The organism is Brevibacterium sp. 239c, from assembly GCF_900169365.1.
Taxonomy (GTDB): Bacteria; Actinomycetota; Actinomycetes; order Actinomycetales; family Brevibacteriaceae; genus Brevibacterium.
Genome location: NZ_FXZH01000006.1, coordinates 191,632 through 214,001, shown reverse-complemented (window position 1 = coordinate 214,001; position 22,370 = coordinate 191,632). Strand labels below are relative to the sequence as shown.

The window sequence follows — 22,370 nt, the reverse complement described above, 5'->3', positions numbered from 1 at the left end:
TCGGCTGCGCGACGTCCCAATGAATGAAACTTCTCCGCCCCATCTCGTGGATCCGGCCTAGGCTGAAGAAGAATGCCGGTCTGGTGGACAAGGGCCATCGGCCGAAGCGAAATCGAGTGGAGGAACCATGGATCAGGACATCGTCGTTTGTGAACCGCTGCGTACTGCGATCGGAGGTTTCGGAGGACAGTTCCGCGACATCCCCGCCCACGAACTCTCCGCCACCGTCGTCCGTGAGCTCATCGCCAGGACCGGACTCAACCCGGAACTCGTCGCCGACGTCGTCATGGGCCAGGGCTACTCCACCTCCGAGGCACCCTGCATCGGCCGTGTCACCGCGCTCGACGCGGGCCTGCCCGTGACGGTGCCCGGCAAGCAGGTCGACCGCCGCTGCGGCTCCGGACTGCAGGCAGTCATCGACGCAGCAATGGTCGTCGGCTCCGGCAACGGAGACTTCGTCATCGCCGGTGGTGTCGAATCGATGTCCCACGCGCCCTTCTACAACGACACCATTCGCTGGGGAGTGCGCGGCGGCAGCGCCGAATTCACCGACTCGCTGGGCCGTGGCCGCGTCACTCCGGGCGGTAAGAACTACCCAGTTCCCGGTGGAATGCTCGAGACCGCTGAGAACCTGCGCCGCGAATACTCGATCGGCCGCGACGAGCAGGACGAACTCGCCTTCAACTCACACCAGCGTGCTGCCGCGGCCGCTGAGGATGGACGCTTCGCCGAAGAGATCGTGCCGGTGACGATCCCCGCCACTCGGAAGGTCGCCGAACACCAGATCGACGCCGATGAGCACATCCGTCCCGACACCAGCATCGACAAGCTTGCCAAACTGCGCCCCATCCTGGGCAAGGACGATGACCAGGCAACCGTGACCGCAGGCAATGCTTCGGGCCAGAACGACGGAGCTGCCGCAAGCATCGTCACCACCCGCGCAGCGGCCGAGGCGCAGGGGATGAAGCCGCTGGGCCGCCTGGTCAGCTGGGCCGTGGCCGGAGTACCGCCGAAGACCATGGGCATCGGCCCTGTCCCGGCCACCACGAAGGCCCTCGAAAAGGCCGGGCTGAGCCTGGCTGACATCGACCTCATCGAACTCAACGAGGCCTTCGCCGCTCAGGCGCTGTCCGTGACCCGCGAATGGGGCTTCGGCAAAGACGACTTCGATCGCCTCAACGTCAACGGCTCTGGAATCTCCCTGGGTCACCCGGTCGGCGCCACCGGTGGTCGGATCTTGGCAACCCTGCTGCGCGAAATGGACCGCCGCGACGCTCGCTACGGACTCGAGACCATGTGCATCGGCGGAGGACAGGGCATCGCCGCAATCTTCGAGCGCGCCTGAGGCCTCGCGCCTGAACGCCGCGCATGATTTGGCGGGAACAGAACCCCGATCTTACGCACGAAAATCAAGGTTCTGTTCCCGCCGAATCCCCGTAAACGCGCATGCTCTGCTGACCAGGAAGATGGGAAAGCCCGGCGGCAGGCCAGGCTGTCGGTTGCTGACCGGCCCAGCAGCGCCCCGGCGTTCCAATCCTGTGTCATGGATGTGCCGAGGCTGTAACACGAACCACGGCAGGCCCGCAACGACGAACGCTAGACTGGCGGCATGTCAGATACAACTACCCCTGAGTCGAGCATCGGTGTGCTCGTGGTTGAGGACGAGGCAGTCGCTGCCCGGGCCCACGCAAAGTACATCGACCGCATCGACGGCTATCACCTGGCCGGTGTAGCGAAGAATGCCACTCAGGCGATGGCTGCTCTGACCGGAAAGATCTATGGTCTCGACGCGGACTGCATCAACCTGGTCCTCCTCGACATGAACCTTCCCGACGGCCACGGACTGCAGGTCTGCCGAGCCATCCGCGGTCACCGCGTCGATGTCGACATCATCGCAGTCACCGCCGCCCGGGACATGCAGATCGTGCAGGAGGCGCTGTCCTACGGCGTCGCCCAATACATCATCAAACCGTTCACCTTCCCCGTGTTCAAATCCAAACTCGAGGCTTACTCCTCCTTCCGCGACAGCCTCGGCGGGGACAGCAGCGAAGGCGAGGTCACGCAGACCGACGTCGACACCGCGATCGCTGCACTGCGCACCCACACGGTGGCCGCTACCGCCAAGGGTGTCCCGGATGCGGTGCAGACCGAAGTGAAGTCCGTCCTCGGCGACCAACCCGGACAGTCCGCCGCCGAGGTCGCCGTTGGTCTCGGAGTCTCGCGAGTGACCGCACGACGGTACTTAGAGGCCATGGCCGACGCCGGCATGCTCGCTCGCCGCCCCCGGTATGGGGCAGCCGGGCGTCCGGTGCTCGAATACACCGTCGTCACCGACGACGCCTGAACCACCCCTCGATACCCGGGCTCCATCCCCACAATGCCCGGCGGTTCCAAGCCGCGACTGACGAACCCCCGGCCTCCTTCCCCTTATCAGCGAACTCAGTCGACAAGTGGACTTCCCTGCTGACTGCATTGATGATTGACCTATGACAAAGAAGTCCAAGACATGGCTGGCCATCGCCCTCGTCGTCGTGCTGCTGGCCGGTGCCGGCGCCTTCGCCTTCTTCACGTTGCCGCTCCAAGCGGAGACAGCGGCGGAAGATGCCGCCGCCGATCTGAACAGCGGAACCATCGAATCGAACGCCTGGTCAGACAAGAAGACGGCGAAGAAGCTGCATGATCTGATCCTCGCGACTCTCGACCAGAGCATGAAGAAACGCTCGGTGAAGTTCGCAGGCACAGAGGCACACGGTGATGGCATGGTCGCGAAACTGAAGTGGACCTGGACGAACCAGGACGATGAACCTTGGGAGTACACCTCCGAACTTCCCCTGCACAAGAAGGGTCTGCTCTGGTCCGCGGAACTCACCCCCACGGTGCTGCACCCTGACCTCGAAGACGGCCAGGTCCTCGTCTCGCAGAAGACCCCCGGGCGGCGCGGGGCAATCCTCGGCGAGGACGACGAAGAGCTGATGGCCGAGGGCCCCGTCGTCGACATCGGCATCCACCCCGCCAAACTCGACGAAGCTGAGGACGACGATGACACCCTCACTGCTCTCAAGGACGAACTCGACATCGACCTGAAATCGCTGAAGGAACGCGTCGACAAGGCTGAGCCCGATCAGTTCGTTCCTGTCATCACTTTGCGTGAGGGCGACTACAAGAAGGTCAAGGACTCGATCCACTCCCTGCCCGGCACCGTGTTCAAAACGCACACTCAGCCGCTGAGCCGAAAGAAGGGCTTCGCCGGCCCGACGCTGGGAACGGCCGGTGCCGCAAGCGCCGAGGAGGTCGAGGCCTCTGATGGAAAACTCACCGGTGAATCCGTTGTAGGCAAAAGCGGACTGCAGAAGTCCTTCGATGAGCAGCTGACCGGACCGGGCAGCGAAGCGATCTACATTGCGGACCGCGATGACGGGAACGACGAAGACGCCGACGAGAGCAAAGCCACCGACGACGGCGATGCCGCCGATCCTGTCCGCGTCCACGAGTTCCCCGAAAAAGACGGCGAGAACATCACCACGACGCTCAACGTCAAGGTGCAGGAAGCCGCGGACAAGGCCGCCGCGACGGGTAAGAAGCCGACGGCCCTCGTTGCGATCCGGCCCAGCGACGGTCACATCATCGCTGCGGCCAACCAAGATCCGAAAGGTGCCGGCTGGGACCGGGCGCTGACCGGACAGTACGCGCCCGGGTCGGTGTTCAAGGTCGTCTCGGGCCTGGCTCTGCTGGAATCAGGAGTCGATGCGAAGACGACTCTCGACTGCCCGAAGACGACAACGGTCGACGGAAAGAGCTTCAAAAACGCCGAAGACCATGTCCTGGGCAAAGTGGCCTTCGAAGACAACTTCGCCGAATCCTGCAACACCGCGTTCGTCAACTCCGCAGAGAAGGTCTCGGGTGAGGACGTGGCGAAAGCGGCGTCGAGCCTGGGAATGGACGATGCTGATCTCGGAACCGGGGCGAAGATGGCGATCGTTCCCAGCGATGATGACGCGGTGACGCATGCGGCGCAGATGATCGGTCAGGGCAAAGTCGTCTCCAGCCCGCTGGCAGTGGCGGTGATGGCCGCGTCGGTGGCCGAGGGCGACACGGTCAACCCGCTTCTCGTGGTCTCCGAGGACGGCAAAGGCAAGAACAAGGAGAAGGACACGAGCGAAGACAAGGGCAGAAGCGAGCAGGCGATCGATGCCGATGCGGTCGCCGCGATGCAGAAGCTCATGCGCCGTGCCGTGACCGATGGGACTGCCGGCGCGTTGCAGGACGTCCCCGGCGAACCGGTCCATGGCAAGACCGGCACCGCCGAATACGGTGACGAGACCCCACCGCGCACCCACTCCTGGTTCGCCGGCTATCAGGGCGACGTGGCCGTGGCCGTCCTCGTCGAGGACGGCGGGTTCGGCGCCGAGGCGGCTGTGCCGGTGGCGAAGAAATTCTTCGAATCGCTCAACTGAGGCAGAGCCTCACCAATGCCTCACTTCATGCGTAGGGACCGCATGACGTCGAAGGCTGTGGTCAGTGTGCGGGCGAATCGCGACTGGTCGAGCGGACCGAAGGGGGCGATGGGAACCAGCTTCTGCTCCGCAATGCTGTGGGAGTGCATGAACTGGTAGAGGCCCTCAACGCCGTGCCGATGACCCATACCTGAAGCCTTGACCCCGCCGGCCGGAGAATCGATCGAACCCCAGGCAGCCACGTAGGCCTCATTGACATTGACCATCCCGGATTCGAGCTGCCGGGCTGTTTCGAGCCCGCGGGACTGAGAGAAGACGCTGGCGTTGAGACCGTATTCGGATGCGTTGGCCCGCTTGATCGCCTCCGCGTCACTTGCCACCGGGTACACGGCGACGACCGGGCCGAAGGTCTCCTCAGCGAACAGCTCGGCCTCCTCGGTGACATCGGTGAGCACGGTCGGCAGATAGAAGTAGGGCCCCATCTCCGGGACCGGGCGGCCTCCCGCGATGACCTGAGCTCCGCTGGCCCGTGCCTGTTCGACGTGCTCGCTGACTCGGGCCAGCTGCTTCGGCCCTGCCAAGGACCCCATTCCGGGGCCGTATGAGTAGTCGGGGCTGAGTTCGAGGTTCCGGGTCGCCTCGGCGAAATGGGCGCAGAACTCTGGGTAGAGATCCTCATGGACATAGATGCGCTCGATGGACAGACACAGCTGACCAGCCGAGGAGAAGCACCCACGAACCGCGCCGTCTACGGCCGACCCAAGATCGGCATCGGAGAGGATGAGCATCGGATTCTTTCCACCGAGTTCAAGAGCGGTCGGCAGCAGACGTCGAGCAGCCTCGGCGGCAATGGAACGCCCTGCGGCGGTCGAACCGGTGAAGGAGATCCCATCGGCACCGGCCATCAGCGCAGGCCCGACCTCCTTGCTGGGTCCGGGCACCAGCTGCCAGACCTCCGCGGGCAGGCCGCAGGCAATGGCCAGGCGGCGCATGATGATCGCCGTCAGAGTCGTCTGGCTGTCGGGCTTGTGGACCACGGCATTGCCGGCGGCCAGAGCCGCAAGCAGGTCGGTCGCGCCCAAAGTCAGCGGATAGTTCCAGGGGGTGATGAACCCGACGACGCCCAGCGGGGTGCGGGTGACCTCGGTGCGGGTCAGGACGGGAACGGCACCGCGGCGACGCTGCGGGCGCAGACGGGCCGGGGTGGTGACCCCATAATGACGGCACACGTTGTAGGTGTCGAGAATCTCGTCATAGGCGTGGATGCGGGCCTTGCCCGTCTCGTACTGAATGATGTCGAGGAGAAGGTCCTCGTGCTGGCGCAATGCCGAATGCAGGCGCAGCAGCACCCGGGCGCGGTGCTCGGGAGACCGCTGCGACCAGGCATCGGCGGCGATGCGTGCGGTGGCATAGGCGTCCTCGATATCGGCCGTGGTGTTCGAGGCGAAGCGGGGGAGTTCTACACCGGTGAACGGCTCGGGGCTGACCATGCGATCGCCGCTGCCCGAGGCCTCGGCATAGGGGTCGGTGTCGAGGAAATCGCGGAGCCGATCGGTGACATGGGTGAGTCGGTCTGCGTGGGTGCCGGTGCTGGTGACGTCCGTGTGCATCATGCCTCCGTGTCGTCAGAGAATGGGTGGGTTCAGGCCCGGGAGGCCGCTAACCTACGCTACAGTATTCTCATGGTCTCACGTGAACTGCGTCACGCAGTCCGCGGGGTCGAGGCTCCCGCTGCTGTGCTTGATCTGGAGGCGTTCGACGCGAACGTCACCGCCTTGGCCGAGCGCGCCCAGGGTCTGCCGATCCGCGTCGCTTCGAAGTCGCTGCGCACTCCCGCTGCAATCGACCGAGCGCTCGCCCACCCGGCCTATTCCGGTGTCCTCGCCTATTCTCTGCCGGAGGCGCTGGCCCTGCACGCCCGAGGAGTCCGCGACATCCTCGTCGGCTATCCCACCGTTGACCGGCGCAGCCTCACCCAGATGTTCGCCGAGGCGGGGGCCACTCAGAACATCACCCTGATGATCGATTGCCCCACCCACCTCGACATCATCGACAGTGCCCGCAGCGAGGCGGCTGCTGGTGGTACGGCTGCAGGTGACTCGGCTGCTGTTGACGCAACGGCTGGCGGTACCGCACAGACCGTGCGTGTGTGCCTCGACATCGATGCCTCCTACCGCCTGGGCGAAGGGGTGCTGGGCAGCCGAGTCCATATCGGAGCCCGGCGCTCGCCGATCCGAGACGCGGCCTCCGCCGTCGAGCTGGCCGCACATGTCATCGCTCGCCCCGAGGTCAAGCTCGTCGGGCTGATGTCCTATGAAGGACAGATCGCTGGCACCGCCGATGCTGGGGCCACAGCCAAACAGGCGGTGGTGCGTGCCATGCAGAAGCGCTCGATCGCAGAGCTGAAGGTGCGGCGCCGCAGCGTCATCGACGCGGTGCGTGAACTCGCCGACCTCGAATTCGTCAACGGCGGCGGCACCGGGTCCTTCGAATCCAGCGTCGCCGAGGGCACGCTGACCGAAGTGGCCGCCGGATCCGGGCTCTTCTGCCCGGGACTCTTCGACGGCTACACCCACTTCCAGCACGAGCCGGCCGCCTACTTCGCCACTCCCGTGGTGCGCCGGCCAGGACCCGGCTGGGTCACGGTCTTCAAGGGCGGCTTCATCGCCTCCGGCGTCCCCGGCCCGGACCGAGTTCCCACGATCGCCTGGCCCCAGAGCCTCGAGTACGCGGGCCTCGAAGGTGCGGGTGAAGTCCAAACTCCCCTCACCGGGCCCGGAGCCGAAGACCTGCGCATCGGCGATCTGGTCTGGTTTCGGCACGCGAAGGCCGGTGAACTCGCCGAACACTTCAACGAATTCCTCGTCGTCTCGGGGTCGCAAGTCGTCGACACCTGGACGACCTACCGCGGACAAGGATGGGTGCTGTGAGACGGCACGAGGAAACGACGCGGATGCGGTTTCGGAACTGGTCCGGTCATGTCCACGCGTATCCGCACACCTTCCGCAGGCCCACCTCGGCGGGGGAATTGAGCGAGGTTCTGACGTCTGCAGCCGAAGCCGGTCAACGGGTCCGGCCCGTCGGTGCCGGCCACTCGTTCACCCCGGTCGCCGCAGGTGACGAGGTCATGGTCAACCTCGACCACCTCAGCGGAATCATCAGCGTCGACGAGGCGAGCCAGCGGGTGCGCTTCCACGCCGGCACCCGGCTCCGCGACATCCCGGCCCTACTCGCCCCCTTCGGGCTGGCCCTGGCCAACCAGGGCGACGTCAACCCGCAGGCGCTCGCCGGAGCGATCTCGACGAGCACCCACGGGACCGGGCTCGGCTTCACCGGATTCGCCGGAACCCTCACCGGACTGTCGCTCATGGGCCCCGACGGCACTGCAGTCCAGCTGTCAGCGACACGTGACCCGGAGATCTTCGACCTGGCCCGCGTCAGCCTCGGCGTGCTGGGCATCGTCACGGAGATCGAGCTGCAGTGTGTGTCCTCCTTCGACCTCATCGCCGAGGAGGTTGTGACGGACCTCGACGATCTGCTGGACGACCTCGAACCGCGGATGCGAGCCGCCGATCATTTCGAGTTCTACTGGTTCCCGCACACAGATACCGCTCTGACCAAGACGAACACCCGTGTCGGCCCTGGCGAGATCGGCCCGGGCCACCTCGCCGAGGCAGGGGTGCGCAACCGGATACTGAACCTGCTCGACAAGGAAGTGGTTGAAAACGGTGCCCTGCGCCTCGCCGTCGAACTCGGTTCAGCAGTGCCCAGTCTCGTGCCCCACATCAATCGGATCGCCCAGTCCGCCGTTTCGGACAGGACGTATCGGGCACCGGGCCACGACGTCTTCGTGACACCTCGGCGGGTGCGGTTCAACGAGATGGAGTACGCGGTTCCCTTCGCATCCGGCGCCGAGGTGATTGCTGAGATCCGCGCAGCCATCGAGTCGAGAGGATGGACGATCTCATTCCCGATCGAAGTCCGATCTGCGGCCGCCGACGATGTTCCGCTCTCGACCGCCTACGAACGCGACACGATGTACATCGCGGTGCACCGGTACGTGAAGGACGACTTCGCCGAATATTTCCGTGTCGTCGAACAGATCTGTCGACGTCACGGGGGCCGCCCGCACTGGGGCAAGATCCACAGCCTGGGCGCCGGTGAACTGCGTGAACTCTATCCGCGTTTCGAGGACTTCTGTGCGCTGCGGAACCAGTTGGACCCGCAGGCGGTGTTCGGCAACCGATTCACCGACTCCCTGTTCGGGCTGGGTTCGCGCGTGAGCTGAACTGGTGCGTGGGCTGAGCACACGTGCGGGCTGAAATCGGGTGCGGGCTGAACTGGCGAGTGAACTGAGAATTTCCAGCTGACCTGCCCACGGGCTCCCACCAGCAGTAGGGTGGTCAGGATAGTCTCGATGATCGGCCATATCCGTTGTCGTTGGGAGATACGGCCGCAGCATTCCCTAAGAAATGGAATCCTCGATGTCAGATTTCGAAGCGCAGGCCCAGTCGGACCCCGCGGTCTCCAACAGTCCGGAGAAGGAGAAGGGACGACGTCGATCGATGATGGTCGCCGCCTTCGGCACCATAGTTGAGTGGTACGACTTCTCTATCTTCTTCTACGTCGCGACCATCCTGACCAAGGAGTTCTTCGGCGATCGGCCGGACTCGCTCTTACTCACCTTGGGTGTGGGAGCCGCCGGCTTCCTGTTCCGCCCGCTCGGTGCCATGGTCTTCGGTCACCTCGGCGATCGGGTCGGCCGCAAGTCCGCGCTGGTCGTCTCTGCCGTGCTCATGGCCGTCGCGATGCTCGGAATCGCTATCATGCCCGGATACGAGACGATCGGCATCTGGGCAGGTGTCGGCATGGTCTTCTTCCGTTGCCTGTCCGGATTCTCCGTCGGCGCAGAGTACACCGGAATCATGGTCTTCCTGATGGAGTCGGCCGGCAGTAAACGGCGCGGACTCGCGGCCAGCTGGGCGGCGGCCAACAGCGAGGTCGGAGCGCTCCTGGCAGTCGGGTCGGGAGCATTCCTGGCCAGCACACTGTCCGCCGAGGCGATGAGCTCCTGGGGATGGCGCGTCCTGTTCATCTTCGGAGCTCTCCTCGCTGCGCTGATGATCCCGCTGCGTCGAATGATGGAGGAGACGGACACCTTCAAACGCCTGCAGGCGGCGGAGAAGACGAAGCGGGCGCAGAACGCGAAGAGTGACAAGCCTGTGGTCTCACGCGGTCGCTCCCCGCTGCTCATCGCCTTCCTGCAGCAGCCCCGCGCGATCCTGGTCGCGTTCCTCATCTCCTCGATCGGTTCGGTCAGCTACTTCCTCAACATCACCTATGTGCCGACCTATATCGAAGAGGTCTCTCACGTGAAGAACTCCGGGTCTCTGGCGCTGGGCACCATCGCCGCCGTCGTCGCGATCGTCATCACGCCCCTGTTCGGCCTCGCCTCGGACCGCTTCGGGCGGAAGAGGACGCTGGCAGTGCTGATGGCCGTCTTCATCCTCACCACCATTCCCGCCTACGCACTGCTGGCCGATGGGAACTCCGGGGTCGCGATCTTCGGCGTCGCATTCCTTGCTGTGCCGGCCGCCGGATGGAGTGCTGTGGCAGCGGCCATGGTGCCTGAGCAGTTCACCGGCACCAGCCGCTTCTCCGGAATGGCCATCGGCTACAACGTGGCCACGGTCCTCTTCGGCGGACTCTCACCGCTGATCGCGACCGCACTGATGAGCTCCACCGGCCTCACGCTGGCACCGGCGATCTATGCGACCGTCATCGTCGTCGTCGCAGGTGTTCCGACGTTGTTCCTGGCGCGCAATATGGCGGGCAGGCCCCTGGCGGAAGTCGACCGTGACAAGGATCTTGTCCCCGCCTGAGGCGAGTTCTGCTCCGTTCTGGGATCAGCGCCGGTCCCCTGGGGTCAGTGTCGGGGGAGGCGTCCCAGAAGCCACGAGACGATCTCGGGCCAAGCGCTCTCGGAGATCGAGCGCCGCAGCAGACCGTGATGGCCGATCTGGGCGACCCCGAGTTCTCGCGGCGTGAAGGTTCGTCGTTTCACCTCGGCGAGGCGGACATGGTCGACGAGTGCGTCGATCTGCGCTGGTGAGGCCCAGTTGTCGTCGCTGGCACCGATCGCGAGCACGGGCGTGCGCAAACGTGCCATCCGGGCCGCGGCTCCCAGGCTCGGATCGTCGAAGAAGTACTCGGACATACAGACCCAGCGGCCCCATTCGAGCATGGCCGCAGTCGGGATATCCTCGCCGAGTCCGAGGCGTCTGCCGGGCGCATAGCCGACGAGGGGACTGATCAGAGGGCCGAGTGTTCTGAGGATGAGACCGACTCGCAGACGTTCGCCGCGGGGATTGATGTCGCGCAGCGCCGCTCGTGCCGTGCCCACGGTGACGAAGCCGCGCAGGTCCTCTGTGGCGTTGCCCAACAACAGAGCATGACCACCGAGGCTGTGCCCGAGTGCGAGTTTCGGCAGCTCGGGAAATTCAGTGTTGGCCCAGGCAGCGACGGCATTCGCATCCTGCTGCATCCAATCGCGCATCCGCAGCTGTGAGTGCTCCCGGGCCGGGCCGGAGGCGGCAACGCCTCGTACATCGTAGGTGAGCACAGCCAGGCCGCGTTCGACCGCGTATTCGGCGAAGTACGTATAGAACCGGGCCGGTGTGGCGGTGGCGGGGTGGATCGTGAGGAACCCGACCGGCGTCTCCGGCGGCATCAGCACGGTGCCGACGATGTGGCTCGCCCGCTCGGAGTCGGTGTGTCTGGAACCAGCGGCATCGGTGTGCGTGCCGCCGGTGACCGGAATGCGCACGGAACTCATCATTGTGCTCGTCATGAGCACAAGGTTAGTGAAGATCGACCGTATTATCTACCGGTCGGTAACAGTGAGTTCCGTGCGCCGAGATCAGCCCTGTGTACGGGCTTTCCAATCGGAGACCTCTGACTCAGCCAGCTGCGCGGCAACGCCGACGTAGGTGGCCGGAGTCAGTGCCGTCAGCTGTTCGGTCTCAGCCTCGGGCAGTCCGAGACCCGAGACGAAGGACTGCAGGTCCGTCTGGTCGATGCGCTTCCCGTGAGTGAGCTCCTTGAGCTTCTCGTAGGGGCTGTCCATGCCCGGCACGCCCTGCAGGCCGGCGGCGCGCATCACCGACTGGATCGCCTCACCCAGGACCTCCCAGTTGGAGTCGAGGTCGGCGGCCAGCGCCTCTTCGTTGATCGCGAGCCGATCGAGGCCCTTGATCAAGTTGTTCAGCGCCAGCACGGAATGGCCGTAGGCGACACCGATGTTGCGCTGCGAGGTCGAGTCCGTGAGGTCGCGCTGCATCCGTGAGGTCACCAGGGTCGAGGCGAGCGAATCGAGCAGTGCGCATGAGAGCTCGAGGTTCGCCTCGGCGTTCTCGAAGCGGATCGGATTGACCTTGTGCGGCATCGTCGAGGACCCGGTGGATCCTGCGACGGGGATCTGCTTGAAGTAGTTCATCGAGATGTAGGTCCACATGTCCGTCGCCAGATTGTGGGCGATGCGGTTGAACCGTGCCATGTCGGCGAAGAGCTCCGCATCCCAGTCATGGGACTCGATCTGCGTGGTCAGCGGGTTGAATGTCAGGTCGAGGCTGCCTTCGACGAAGGTCTTGGCCAGTTTCGGCCAGTCCGCGGTGGGCACGGCGGCCAGGTGGGCGGAGTAGGTCCCGGTCGCACCGTTGATCTTGCCGAGGAATTCGCTTGCCTTGATCCGCTCATACTGGCGGCGCAGACGGTGGACGAACACTGCGAGCTCCTTGCCCATCGTCGTCGGCGTTGCCGGTTGACCATGGGTGTGGGAGAGCATCGGCACCGTGGCCAGCGCCGAGGCGGTGTCGGCCAGTGAGTCGATGAGTGCCTTCGCACGGGGCAGCCACACATCAACGGTGGCGCCCTTGATCCCGAGAGCCCAGGACAGATTGTTGATGTCCTCAGACGTGCAGCAGAAGTGGACGAGCTCGCTGAGATCGTCGGCACCGAGTTCGACTAGCGCTTCTTTGATTGTGTACTCAACGGCTTTGACGTCATGAACCGTGACGGCCTCATGGGCGGCCAGGGTGGCGATCGTCTCCGCATCGAAGTTCTCGGCGAAGTCACGCAGCCCGGTGACCTCGTCCTCGGTGAGGCGACGGACTCCCTCGATCACGGAGTTCTGAGCGAGGTGGATGAACCACTCGACCTCGACGATGATCCGATTGCGGTTCAGGGCCGCCTCGGAGAGGTGATCGACGAGGTCAGCGGTGTCTTTGCGGTAACGGCCATCGAGTGGTCCGAGAGCAATGGCGGGTGAGATGTCAGCAAGCGAAACAGTCGGCATGATGTCATTTTCTCATGAGCCGCGTGCAGACGGGGAACCGACCATCAGGCGGTCGGGCCGAGACCCGAGGTCCGGGCTGTCTCTTATGCTCCACCTCCTGTGGATTGGGCCGCGACTTCGGCGTCGGAACCCTGTGGAGCGTCGACCGATTTCCACAGGACGAACCGGAGACCTTCCAAGGGAGCGGGCCGCTTCGTACGGTGAAGGCTGACGCCGAGTCGAAGGGAGGACGACAGTGATCACCGATGAGCTGGCACTCAACCGGGATGGGTGGAGGCGGCGAGCAGATGAGCTGCGCAGCCTGGCTCAGACCTGCCGGCAGGTCGAAGGATGGGACTCCCCGGCAGGACGGATGCTCGGCGATCGTCTGCTGACCTGTTCGGACTCGATCACCACCCTGGCAGAGAGAGCAGACAAGCTCGCCGAGGCCTACGACCTGCATCTGCAGGTCGTCTCGGTGGGAGGCCGGATCCAGATATGAACGAGGGAACGAGGTCGGCAGTGGGGGCGGGGAAAGCTGCGGCTGTGCCGGGCAGCAAATGGTTCGCCGTAGACAGCGCACGAATCATGGGGCTCCCTGAACGGCTGAGGTCGCTGTGGCCCCACGAACTGATGCCACGTGCAGACGCTGCCGTGACCACCTCGGCGGGGGATCCGGCATCAGGGGTGACTGGGGCAGCGGAAAAGGAGTCCAGCGGAACGCGGACCGGGGGGCAGGGGATCACGGAAACGGTGATGCTGGGGGAACCCACCGGCAGGGAATCCAAGCGCGGGCTGGATGTGCTCACCGCCTGGCTGACCGGTTTCACCGCCGAGCTCAATCTCACCCGCTCGCGGATCACCATCGTCATCAGTTCCGGGGCCGAGACCGCCCACCTCGAGGTGTCCCTGCTCGATGACATCTGCCTGGGCATCCTGGTGCTCCACGGTGAGGGCTTCGAGGAGTTCGCAGGCTTCGAACTCCTCAGGCGTCTCCGCCCGCAGGAGCTCGGGCAGGTCACCGAAGAGCTGAGCTCTCTGATCGACAGAGACTGTGTGCTCACCCTGACCTACCTGAGTGAGGCCAGAGTCGCCGGGATGGAGTTCCTGCACAGAGTCGGCGGAACCTGGGCCCGGCCGACGCTGGAACGAGACGGTGAGACGATCACCATGGGAGCTGAGCACAGCCTTGAGTCCAACGCGGTGCGAGTCCTCCTTGCGGCGACTCTGACTCGCCTCCAGTCGACGACCGTCCTCCACCCATGATCGCGACCCGAACCACCGGCGGTCCACAGCTGAAGATCGATGACCGGGCAGACTCCAGCGGGGACGAACTGCAGCGCATCTGCACCACGATCGGTGACCTGTCTGCGGACGGGGCGCTCGCCGACTTCGATCTGGCCACACTCCTGACGCAGGTTCCTGCTCCACTCACAGCGATCAATCTCGATGCCGCCCGAATCGTCTACTTCCACCAGTCGACGCGGGTGCTCATCGAACTCGAAGCCACCGTCCTGGCCGTCAGAGCCGCAGTCTTCGCCTACAGGCAGGCGGAGAAAGGCGTCAGCGAGACCTTCGGCGGACTCCTCGACTATTTCGGATACGTCAGCGGTCGCGTCATTGCCATCACCCTGCCTGTGACCATCCCGATCGGCATCGCCGTCGGAGCCCCGATCTACCTGGGTCTGAAGCTCCTCGATGTCACAGGTCTCGACGATGTCGTCGCCAAGCACTTCGGCATCGACCTGGCGCAGACGAAGGCGGCGGCCAAGGAAGCCTTCGTCGCCCTCCTGTTCGAGCACTCCGATGTCTCAGGGGCCATCATCGAACACGTGCTGCCGGGAATCGTCGTCGGTTTCATGGGGCTGCCGCCAGCGGTGCTGGCCACCGAGGGCGATCATGGGCTGTGGCCACACGACTCGTCATCGATGACCGCGTGGGTCCTGGGAGGTGCGAACATGTTCGGACTGCTCCTGCCCTCAGACGTGGAGGTCTGGAAGGCGAAGGGACTCACTCCGGCCGATGATGAGCCGCCGCGTGACCTCGAGGACCTCTATCGCAGAGAGGCGGACCGCCACCGCGGTGCCGACTCCGGACAAGTGCGGATCGAGGAGATCACCTCCCCCGACGGCACTACTCGCTACATCGTCTACGTGCCCGCGACGACCGACTGGTCACCCGAGTCAGGACAGAACACCACCGATCTGACGACGAACGTACAGGCAATGGCCGGCAATGACACCGTCATGGCTGAAATGGTCCGCCAAGCCATCGCCGATGCGAATATCGGGACAGATGCCGAGGTCATGTTGGTGGGGTATTCGCAGGGCGGAATCACTGCCGGTTCCTTGGCCGCCGACCCGGCCTTCCTCGCCGATGTGAATGTCACCGCACTCGTCACAGTGGGAGCACCGATCTCAGATTTCCCGGTCGACGAGGGCATCGATGTCCTCTCGATCGAGCACGAACAGGACCTGGTGCCCGACCTCGACGGCAACGAGAATCCAGCCACAGACCAGTGGTCGACGATCACCGTCGACTACGATCCCGAACAGCTGCGCCAGGCCCCGAACCTGCAGGGCAAGACCGATGCCGAACTCGACGAACTGTTCTCCTCAGCCGGAGCCGCACACTCCTCAGCTGCCTACGCCGCCTCGATCGGGCTCATGCTTGCAGGCGGTCATGCCGGACTCAACCGGTTCACCGCGAAGAACTCAGAATTCTTCACCGGTGATCTCAAGGAGACGAGGGATTACCAGGGGAAACGCAAGCGAACATGACCCGAGTCCAACCTCGGCGAGCTGGGGCTCTGGACTGGTCGGACATGCGTTTGTCGGACGTTGGACCAACTCTGCGACCATCGACAATTCGACATGGAAGCCTTTGGACGTGAACGACACGCGCGAAATTCGCCTCCTAGGCTGAACCCGACCATAACAACTGGCGCTCGACGCACATGGCCGATGTGGCATGCGGTCGGTGGATTCGGTATCGTGGTATCACCTGTGAATCACATCACTCGAGGGCGAGAACTCACACCAGAGATCCCGTCCGCAGGACACCGTCCGCCACTGGTCACCTCCGGTGCGCTTGGACCTTGAACAAAGGAGAACTGAAATGACCTCCAACATTTCAGTGGGAACCGGGACTGCCCACAGTCAGTCATCGGAACCTCGGATGATCCAGATGCTCACCGAAGACGGCAATCGCGTCGAATCCGGTGAATATGACGCTTTCGCGGCAGAGCTCACCGATGAGGATCTGCGCGGCTTCTACCGGGACATGGTCCTGGTTCGTCGCATCGATGCTGAGGGTGCGGCCCTGCAGCGCCAAGGACAGCTCGGCCTCTGGGCGCCGATGTTCGGTCAGGAAGCGGCCCAGATCGGAATGGGACGGGCGGCACGCCCCAAGGACTTCGTCTTCCCCACCTATCGTGAACACGGCCTCGCCTACACCCGCGGCGTCGAACCCGAAACCCTTCTCGGCATGTTCCGTGGCCAGGACCACGGCGGTTGGGACCCTCAGGAACACCGCTTCCACACGTACACGATCGTCATCGGTTCGCAGACGCTGCACGCCACCGGCTACGCCATGGGCGTGTCCATGGACGGTGACGTCGGCACCGGTGACCTGGAACGCGACACTGTGGCCATCGCCTGCTTCGGCGACGGAGCCACCTCGCAGGGCGACGTCTCAGAAGCGCTGACCTTCGCCGGAGCCTTCCACGCACCCGTGCTCTTCTTCTGCCAGAACAACCAATGGGCCATCTCCGAACCGACCCACGTCCAGACCGCGGCACCGTTGTGCAAACGCGGCGAAGGATTCGGCGTACCCGGTCTGCGTGTAGACGGCAACGACATCATCGCGATGTACGCCGTGGCCAGGGCCAGCCTGGATTCGGTCCGCGCCGGCAACGGCCCGATGCTCATCGAGGCCTTCACCTACCGTCGCGGCGCCCACACCACGGCCGACGACCCGACTAAGTACCGTGACCGGGCCGAGGAAGAGATCTGGGAGGACCGCGATCCGCTGAAGCGGCTTCGGGCCTACCTCGACAACCACACCGAGACCGCTGACGAGTTCTTCGCCGAGGTGGACGCTGAAGCCGACACTCTCGCTGCTCGCATCCGTCACAACTGCATGACCATGGAAGATCCCGATCCTGTCGAGATGTTCGCCCACGTCACCTCCGAACCTCACTCCCTCGTCGATGAGGAACGCGCGGAATTCCTCGCGTACCAGGCCTCGTTCGCCGATGCAGGTGAGGCCTGATGGAGAAACTTCCCCTGTCAAAGGCCATTACGGCCGGAATGCGCAAAGCCATGGAGGACGACCCGAAGGTCGTCCTCATCGGTGAGGACATCGGTAAGCTCGGCGGCGTCTTCCGTGTCACCGAGGGCCTGCAGAAGGATTTCGGTCCGCAGCGGGTCATCGATGCTCCACTGGCCGAATCCGGAATTGTGGGAACCTCGATCGGCATGACGCTGCGCGGCTACCGTCCGGTCATCGAAATCCAGTTCGACGCTTTCATCTTCCCGGCCTACGACCAGATCGTGACTCAGGTTGCCAAGCTCTACAACCGCACCCTGGGCAAAGAAAGAGTGCCGATCGTCATCCGTGTGCCCTATGGCGGCGGAATCGGTTCACCCGAGCACCACTCGGAGAGTCCGGAGACGGTCTTCGCCCACCACGCTGGACTGCGCCTGGTTTCACCCTCGAATGCCCATGACGCCTACTGGATGATGCAGGAAGCGATCAAGAGCGACGACCCGGTGATGTTCTTCGAACCCAAACGCCGCTATTGGCTGCGCGGAGACGTGGATACCGCGAACCGCGGCGACCTGGGAATGCACGATGCCAGTGTCATCTCCACGGGCACCGACGTCACCCTGGTGGCCTACGGCCCCCTGGTGCCCACGGCCAAGGACGTCGTGGCAGCAGCGGCAGACGAAGGTAAGAGCGTCGAACTCATCGACCTGCGCAGTCTCAGCCCGATCGACTTCACAGCGATTGAGAAGTCGGTGCAGAAGACCGGTCGCCTGGTTGTCGCACACGAGGCGCCGACCTTCCTCGGACTCGGCTCTGAGATCGCGGCACGCATGTCGGAGCGCTGTTTCTTCAGTCTTGAGGCTCCAGTCATCCGAGTCGGCGGCTATCACACGCCGTACCCCGGCTCACGGATGGAAGAGCACTACCTGCCTGACCTGGACCGCATCTTCGATGGTGTCGACCGGGCACTGGCCTACTGACTCAAGGAGAGTTGATATGTCTTTTGAATTTTCTCTTCCTGACGTCGGTGAAGGCCTGACAGAGGCCGACCTCGTGTCGTGGAAGGTCGCCGTCGGCGACACCGTCACCGTCAACCAGATCCTCGTCGAGATCGAAACAGCCAAATCTCTGGTCGAACTGCCCAGCCCCCAAGCCGGACCGATCGAGGCTCTGCTGGTCGAAGAGGGCCAGACCATCGAGGTCGGAACACCGATCATCCGCTTCGGCGGCGACGATTCCACCGGCAGCTCCACGACCGCGGGAGCATCGACACCTGGGACAGGAGATGCACAGGCTTCGGTCGAGAGCGGAGACGACGCCGAAGGCGGCGCCACCCTCGTCGGCTACGGTGCCAAAGCAGTCTCGTCTAAACGTCGTCCCCGCAAGGGTGCTGGCGTTCCGGCGCCGGCAAGCCCGACCTCAGCGTCGGCCGTACCGGAAGCTCCGGCTCCGGCAGCGCCGGCACCTTCCGCTGCACCAGCCGAAGCCGCTGCACCGGCAGCCGCCTCGGCAGGCAAGCCGCTGGCCAAGCCTCCCGTGCGCAAGCTCGCCAAGGATCTCGGCATCGACCTGGCAACGGTCGCTGCGACAGGTTCACGCGGCGAAGTCACTCGTGACGACCTCAAGGCCGCAGCCAGCGGCTCTGGAGCAGGACTCACCGCAGCGGCAGTTTCGAGCGCGGGGGCCGCGGCCGCCTCAGCGGGGGTCGGTTCCACCGGCGAGCTCGAAGAGCGGATCCCGTTCAAGGGCGTGGCGAAGATGATGGCCAAGGCCATGGTCGAGTCCGCGTTCACGATGCCTCACGTCACCGAGTTCCTCGACGTCGACGTGACCGAGACGATGGCCTTCGTGCGAAAGCTCAAGTCCACGAAGTTCCTGGGCGAGGACATCAAGGTCTCTCCCTTGCTGCTCGTAGCCAAGGCTGTGGCCTGGGCTGTTACCCGCAACCCGCGGATCAACTCGTGCCTCGAAGGCGAAGAGATCGTCATCAAGAAGTACCTCAACCTCGGTATTGCCGCAGCCACTCCGCGTGGTCTCATCGTGCCTAACATCAAGGGTGCACACGCGATGGGCCTGACCGATTTGGCTCAGGGCATTCAGGATCTGACCGCGCTGGCTCGTTCGGGCAAGACACCTCCGGCAGACCAGTCCGGGGGCACGATCACCATCACAAACGTCGGTGTCTTCGGCGTCGACGCGGGAACTCCGATCATCAATCCCGGCGAGGCCGCGATCCTGGCCTTCGGGCAGATCCGGAAGAAGCCCTGGGTCGTCGGTGATGAGATCGTTCCACGTGACATCACGACGCTGTCGGTGAGTGCTGACCATCGCGTCGTCGATGGTGAAATCATCTCGAAGTTCCTTGCCGACGTCGGTCGTGGACTCGAGGATCCGACACTGCTGCTGGCCTGAGGCGAGCTCAGACTTCCCCCGTAGAAATCCACGTCGCAGTCATCAGTCTGAATGCGACACCACGGCGGAGCGTCGAGACATCTATGCGTGCGTAGATGTCTCGACGCTCCGCCTGTGTGGTGGGGCTCTACCGTTGTCTCGGCGCGTTATTGATGTTGCGGCGAGGGAACACCGCCGCGAACAGCTCGGAACCTATTTGTCGAGGTAGGCGCTGTTGTCGGCCGGGCTGCCGTCCTTGACGAGGCGCTTGGCGATGCAATGATCTCGATCAAGCCCCCAGGAGCGGCACTGGTCCAGCGCAGGCTCGGCATCGCTGTAAGGGGTATTGATGATGGTGACCCAGTAGTTGTCGTCCTTGTAGGAACCCCAGTCCCCGCTGTGGATGAGGATCGCACCCGGGTATTTGACGCGGTTGGTCTCGAACTCGTCGAGGATGTCCTGTGCTGACCATGTCTTGCCGTCGGCCTCGAGTCCGATATCTTTCGCGCTGACCTGCGTCACCCATTGGCCTTCGATATCATCGGCCTTCGCCGTGCCTTCCTTCGTGTAGGTGGACAGTTCCTGCTGTGGGCTCGCCGTCGGCTGCACCAGTGACTCGGAAGGGGATGGGGAGGCGGATTCAGACTCGTCGCCGCCGAAGTCGACGGGCACGGTTCCCGATGACGGGGCCAGCGAGCGGATTCCGAAGAAGGCCAGCAGGCCGAGAATCATCATGATGGCGATGATGACAATCGTGATCTTGACTCCGTTGCCCTTCTTCGGGGCGGGTGTCGGCTGGAGCGGGATCTGTCCGGATGCCGGGCCGCCAGGCCCGTGCGCTGCGTGCCCGGGTCGACTTTCCCTCGGTCCGTGGCCTTGTGTCTGCCCGCGAGTCGCGGTGTGGCCTAGGCGTTCTGTTGGTTGCGTTCCCTGGGGGGCCTGAGCCTGTCCCTGGAACGGGGAGGCGCTGACGGGGGCGAAGACGTTGCGAGTCCGATTTTTGGATACGGGTACGTCGCCAGTGTGCTTCTCGAGGTATTCGTAATAGGTCGAGGTGTCGAAATCAGCAGCACTCTTGGTGGACTCCTGGCCCGGCGACAGGGTCAGACTGGCACGATCCGTTTGGTCCTTCTGCCAGTCATCGCTGGTCGCTGGACGGATTCGCGGCCTCGGTGGAACGTCGCTCATCGGTCCTCCTGAGTGCCAGATGTGGTGGCAATCATCTTCTTACCTTGGCACGACATCGGCACGTGTTCAACACGAGCCAGAGCAGGACGCATTGCCTGCTGGATCATGAGAGCGTACCTGGGTGCGCGATGAGTGCGAGGCGCGAAACAGTGTTCGCCCGCAAATACGGAGGCAACGCGTTCTCGGCCGCTCCGGCGCGACCCTACCCATGGGGTGTCGCGACCGACATTCAGTGAATTTGCTCTGAAGGCCTGTCTCTCACTAAGATTGTTATCTGTTGTGTCGTAGGAGTTCGATCACCGATTGATCTGCTGAGGCCAACATGGTGCTCACCCACCGCTGCACTCCAGCTTCGGCCAATCTCTCACAGGCTACGGCTTCAGCGCTGGTGAGACATCTCGCCCAAACGGGCAAACCTGTTTTGGCGTACACAATTTTCATTGCGAACGCCGCATACCGGGCGACTGTCTGGTAGGTGGTCGGGCATTTGTCCGACTGAGCAGCATTCGTGAAAATTTGTTGATGTCTTCCGACATCGGCGCAAGCCAGCGTGGATCCCACGCAGACCTGCTTGCTTCGAGAGTCGGTAACTTGTGAACTGGAGGAGAGTCATGGCAGCAACCTGCCAAGTAACCGGGGCCGTCCCTGGTTTCGGACATAACGTGTCCCACTCGAAACGAACCACTAAGCGTCGTTTCAACCCGAATATTCAGAAAAAGCGCTACTTCGTTCCGTCTCTGCGCCGCAGCGTCACCCTGACCTTGTCCGCCAAGGGCATCAAGGTCATCGACGCGCGCGGAATTGACGCGGTCGTCGGCGAACTCATTGCCAAGGGAGTGAAGCTCTGATGGCTAAAGCACAGGACATTCGTCCCATCATCAAGCTCAAGTCGACAGCAGGTTCGGGGTTCACTTACGTGACCCGCAAGAACCGCCGCAACAACCCGGATCGCATGGTTCTCAAGAAGTACGATCCAATTGTTCGTAAGCACGTCGATTTCCGAGAGGAGCGCTGAGCGCACATGGCTAAGAAGTCAAAGATCGCACGCGACAAGCAGCGTCGAGTCATTGTTGAGCGCTACGCGGAGCGTCGTGCGACGCTCAAGCGTCAGCTGACACACCCAGACAGCACCGACGAGCAGCGTGAAGAAGCACGCCTCGGACTGCAGAAGCTTCCTCGCGATGCCTCACCAGTGCGTGTGCGCAACCGTGACCAGGTTGATGGCCGTCCACGCGGCTACCTCCGCAAGTTCGGCCTCTCCCGTGTTCGTTTCCGCGAAATGGCACACAACGGCGAGTTGCCCGGCATCACGAAGTCAAGCTGGTAATCTCGAGGAAGTTCGTTATCGGAAAAACGGACCGGTAACCGACCGACTTGTCCTAAGGAGGACGCTTTTATGGCTAAGAACCGCAGTGAGCTCGTAGCAGAAGTTGCAGAGAATTCCGGATTGACCCAGAAGCAGGTTTCGGACGTTCTTGATGGTGTCTTCGATGTCTTCTCCGACGTCGTCGGCAAGGGCGAAAAGCTCACCATCCCAGGATGGCTGTCTGTTGAGCGCACCGAGCGTGCCGCTCGCAAGGGACGCAACCCGCAGACCGGTGAAGAGATCCAGATCAAGGCCGGCTACTCCGTGAAGCTGTCCGCTGGTTCGAAGCTGAAAGCTGCCGCTGGCAGCCCTAACTGAGCCTTCGCGCATCAGCGTGAAATGACCCGGACCGTCTGGTTCGGGTCATTTC

General features: G+C 63.6%; 20 protein-coding genes. 16 read left to right on the top strand and 4 right to left on the bottom strand.

Annotation, left to right across the window (positions count from 1 at the left end; translation table 11 throughout):
- Positions 1 to 127 precede the first annotated feature (127 nt).
- From BSP239C_RS08065 to BSP239C_RS08055, 3 genes are all read left to right on the top strand, one after another.
- Positions 128 to 1,345 carry an acetyl-CoA C-acetyltransferase gene (locus BSP239C_RS08065; protein ID WP_101571658.1) on the top strand — a complete coding sequence of 406 codons (1,218 nt, stop codon included), beginning with the start codon at positions 128 to 130 and terminating at the stop codon, positions 1,343 to 1,345.
- Between the two features lie 264 nt (positions 1,346 to 1,609).
- Entirely contained in the window at positions 1,610 to 2,344 is a 735-nt protein-coding gene (locus BSP239C_RS08060; protein WP_101571656.1) for a response regulator, read from the top strand.
- Positions 2,345 to 2,486: 142 nt separating this feature from the next.
- Complete coding sequence (locus BSP239C_RS08055; RefSeq protein WP_101571654.1) at positions 2,487 to 4,454, top strand: penicillin-binding transpeptidase domain-containing protein; 1,968 nt, start codon at positions 2,487 to 2,489, stop codon at positions 4,452 to 4,454.
- Between the two features lie 20 nt (positions 4,455 to 4,474).
- Here BSP239C_RS08055 and BSP239C_RS08050 read toward each other — a convergent pair whose 3' ends face one another.
- The gene (locus BSP239C_RS08050) at positions 4,475 to 6,067 is read right to left on the bottom strand and encodes a succinic semialdehyde dehydrogenase (RefSeq protein WP_180958949.1); all 1,593 of its coding nucleotides are present in this window, start codon (positions 6,065 to 6,067) and stop codon (positions 4,475 to 4,477) included.
- A gap of 69 nt (positions 6,068 to 6,136) precedes the next feature.
- On the opposite strand from BSP239C_RS08050, the gene BSP239C_RS08045 reads away from it, so the two are divergent.
- The 3 genes from BSP239C_RS08045 to BSP239C_RS08035 all read left to right on the top strand — a co-directional run bounded on the left by BSP239C_RS08045 (position 6,137) and on the right by BSP239C_RS08035 (position 10,336).
- On the top strand, positions 6,137 to 7,384 hold the full coding sequence (locus BSP239C_RS08045) for an amino acid deaminase/aldolase (protein WP_101571652.1): 1,248 nt from the start codon (positions 6,137 to 6,139) through the stop codon (positions 7,382 to 7,384).
- Complete coding sequence (locus BSP239C_RS08040; protein ID WP_101571650.1) at positions 7,372 to 8,742, top strand: D-arabinono-1,4-lactone oxidase; 1,371 nt, start codon at positions 7,372 to 7,374, stop codon at positions 8,740 to 8,742. The genes BSP239C_RS08045 and BSP239C_RS08040 overlap by 13 nt, the downstream gene beginning before the upstream one ends.
- 196 nt (positions 8,743 to 8,938) lie before the next feature.
- A complete protein-coding gene (locus tag BSP239C_RS08035; protein WP_101571648.1) occupies positions 8,939 to 10,336 on the top strand; it encodes an MFS transporter in 1,398 nt (465 codons plus the stop codon).
- A gap of 44 nt (positions 10,337 to 10,380) precedes the next feature.
- Here the strand turns inward: BSP239C_RS08035 and BSP239C_RS08030 are convergent, their stop codons facing one another.
- Together BSP239C_RS08030 and purB are read right to left on the bottom strand one after the other, a co-directional pair.
- Complete coding sequence (locus BSP239C_RS08030; protein ID WP_257930126.1) at positions 10,381 to 11,304, bottom strand: serine aminopeptidase domain-containing protein; 924 nt, start codon at positions 11,302 to 11,304, stop codon at positions 10,381 to 10,383.
- 69 nt (positions 11,305 to 11,373) lie between these two features.
- Positions 11,374 to 12,807 carry an adenylosuccinate lyase gene (purB, locus tag BSP239C_RS08025; protein ID WP_101571646.1) on the bottom strand — a complete coding sequence of 478 codons (1,434 nt, stop codon included), beginning with the start codon at positions 12,805 to 12,807 and terminating at the stop codon, positions 11,374 to 11,376.
- Between the two features lie 235 nt (positions 12,808 to 13,042).
- On the opposite strand from purB, the gene BSP239C_RS08020 reads away from it, so the two are divergent.
- The 6 genes from BSP239C_RS08020 (at position 13,043) to BSP239C_RS07995 (ending at position 19,467) form a co-directional block, all read left to right on the top strand.
- Positions 13,043 to 13,288 carry a hypothetical protein gene (locus BSP239C_RS08020; RefSeq protein ID WP_101571644.1) on the top strand — a complete coding sequence of 82 codons (246 nt, stop codon included), beginning with the start codon at positions 13,043 to 13,045 and terminating at the stop codon, positions 13,286 to 13,288.
- Entirely contained in the window at positions 13,285 to 14,052 is a 768-nt protein-coding gene (locus BSP239C_RS08015) for a hypothetical protein (RefSeq protein ID WP_101571642.1), read from the top strand. The genes BSP239C_RS08020 and BSP239C_RS08015 overlap by 4 nt, the downstream gene beginning before the upstream one ends.
- Positions 14,049 to 15,566: a hypothetical protein gene (locus tag BSP239C_RS08010; RefSeq protein WP_101571640.1), complete on the top strand. Its 1,518-nt coding sequence runs from the start codon at positions 14,049 to 14,051 to the stop codon at positions 15,564 to 15,566. Before BSP239C_RS08015 ends, BSP239C_RS08010 begins: the two co-directional genes overlap by 4 nt.
- Positions 15,567 to 15,903: 337 nt before the next feature.
- The gene (gene pdhA, locus BSP239C_RS08005; RefSeq protein ID WP_101571637.1) at positions 15,904 to 17,058 is read left to right on the top strand and encodes a pyruvate dehydrogenase (acetyl-transferring) E1 component subunit alpha; all 1,155 of its coding nucleotides are present in this window, start codon (positions 15,904 to 15,906) and stop codon (positions 17,056 to 17,058) included.
- The gene (locus BSP239C_RS08000) at positions 17,058 to 18,035 is read left to right on the top strand and encodes an alpha-ketoacid dehydrogenase subunit beta (RefSeq protein ID WP_101571635.1); all 978 of its coding nucleotides are present in this window, start codon (positions 17,058 to 17,060) and stop codon (positions 18,033 to 18,035) included. Before pdhA ends, BSP239C_RS08000 begins: the two co-directional genes overlap by 1 nt.
- A gap of 16 nt (positions 18,036 to 18,051) precedes the next feature.
- The gene (locus BSP239C_RS07995; RefSeq protein WP_101571633.1) at positions 18,052 to 19,467 is read left to right on the top strand and encodes a dihydrolipoamide acetyltransferase family protein; all 1,416 of its coding nucleotides are present in this window, start codon (positions 18,052 to 18,054) and stop codon (positions 19,465 to 19,467) included.
- Between the two features lie 192 nt (positions 19,468 to 19,659).
- On the opposite strand, the gene BSP239C_RS07990 is transcribed toward BSP239C_RS07995, so the two are convergent.
- Complete coding sequence (locus BSP239C_RS07990) at positions 19,660 to 20,634, bottom strand: protein kinase (protein WP_101571631.1); 975 nt, start codon at positions 20,632 to 20,634, stop codon at positions 19,660 to 19,662.
- A 611-nt stretch (positions 20,635 to 21,245) separates the two neighbouring features.
- Here BSP239C_RS07990 and rpmB point away from each other — a divergent pair.
- From rpmB to BSP239C_RS07970, 4 genes are all read left to right on the top strand, one after another.
- On the top strand, positions 21,246 to 21,482 hold the full coding sequence (rpmB, locus tag BSP239C_RS07985; RefSeq protein WP_101571629.1) for a 50S ribosomal protein L28: 237 nt from the start codon (positions 21,246 to 21,248) through the stop codon (positions 21,480 to 21,482).
- Complete coding sequence (gene rpmG / locus BSP239C_RS07980) at positions 21,482 to 21,649, top strand: 50S ribosomal protein L33 (RefSeq protein WP_101571628.1); 168 nt, start codon at positions 21,482 to 21,484, stop codon at positions 21,647 to 21,649. Before rpmB ends, rpmG begins: the two co-directional genes overlap by 1 nt.
- A gap of 6 nt (positions 21,650 to 21,655) precedes the next feature.
- Entirely contained in the window at positions 21,656 to 21,961 is a 306-nt protein-coding gene (rpsN, locus tag BSP239C_RS07975; protein WP_009882241.1) for a 30S ribosomal protein S14, read from the top strand.
- 69 nt (positions 21,962 to 22,030) lie between these two features.
- Positions 22,031 to 22,318 carry an HU family DNA-binding protein gene (locus tag BSP239C_RS07970; RefSeq protein ID WP_009882243.1) on the top strand — a complete coding sequence of 96 codons (288 nt, stop codon included), beginning with the start codon at positions 22,031 to 22,033 and terminating at the stop codon, positions 22,316 to 22,318.
- The last annotated feature ends 52 nt before the right edge of the window (positions 22,319 to 22,370 follow it).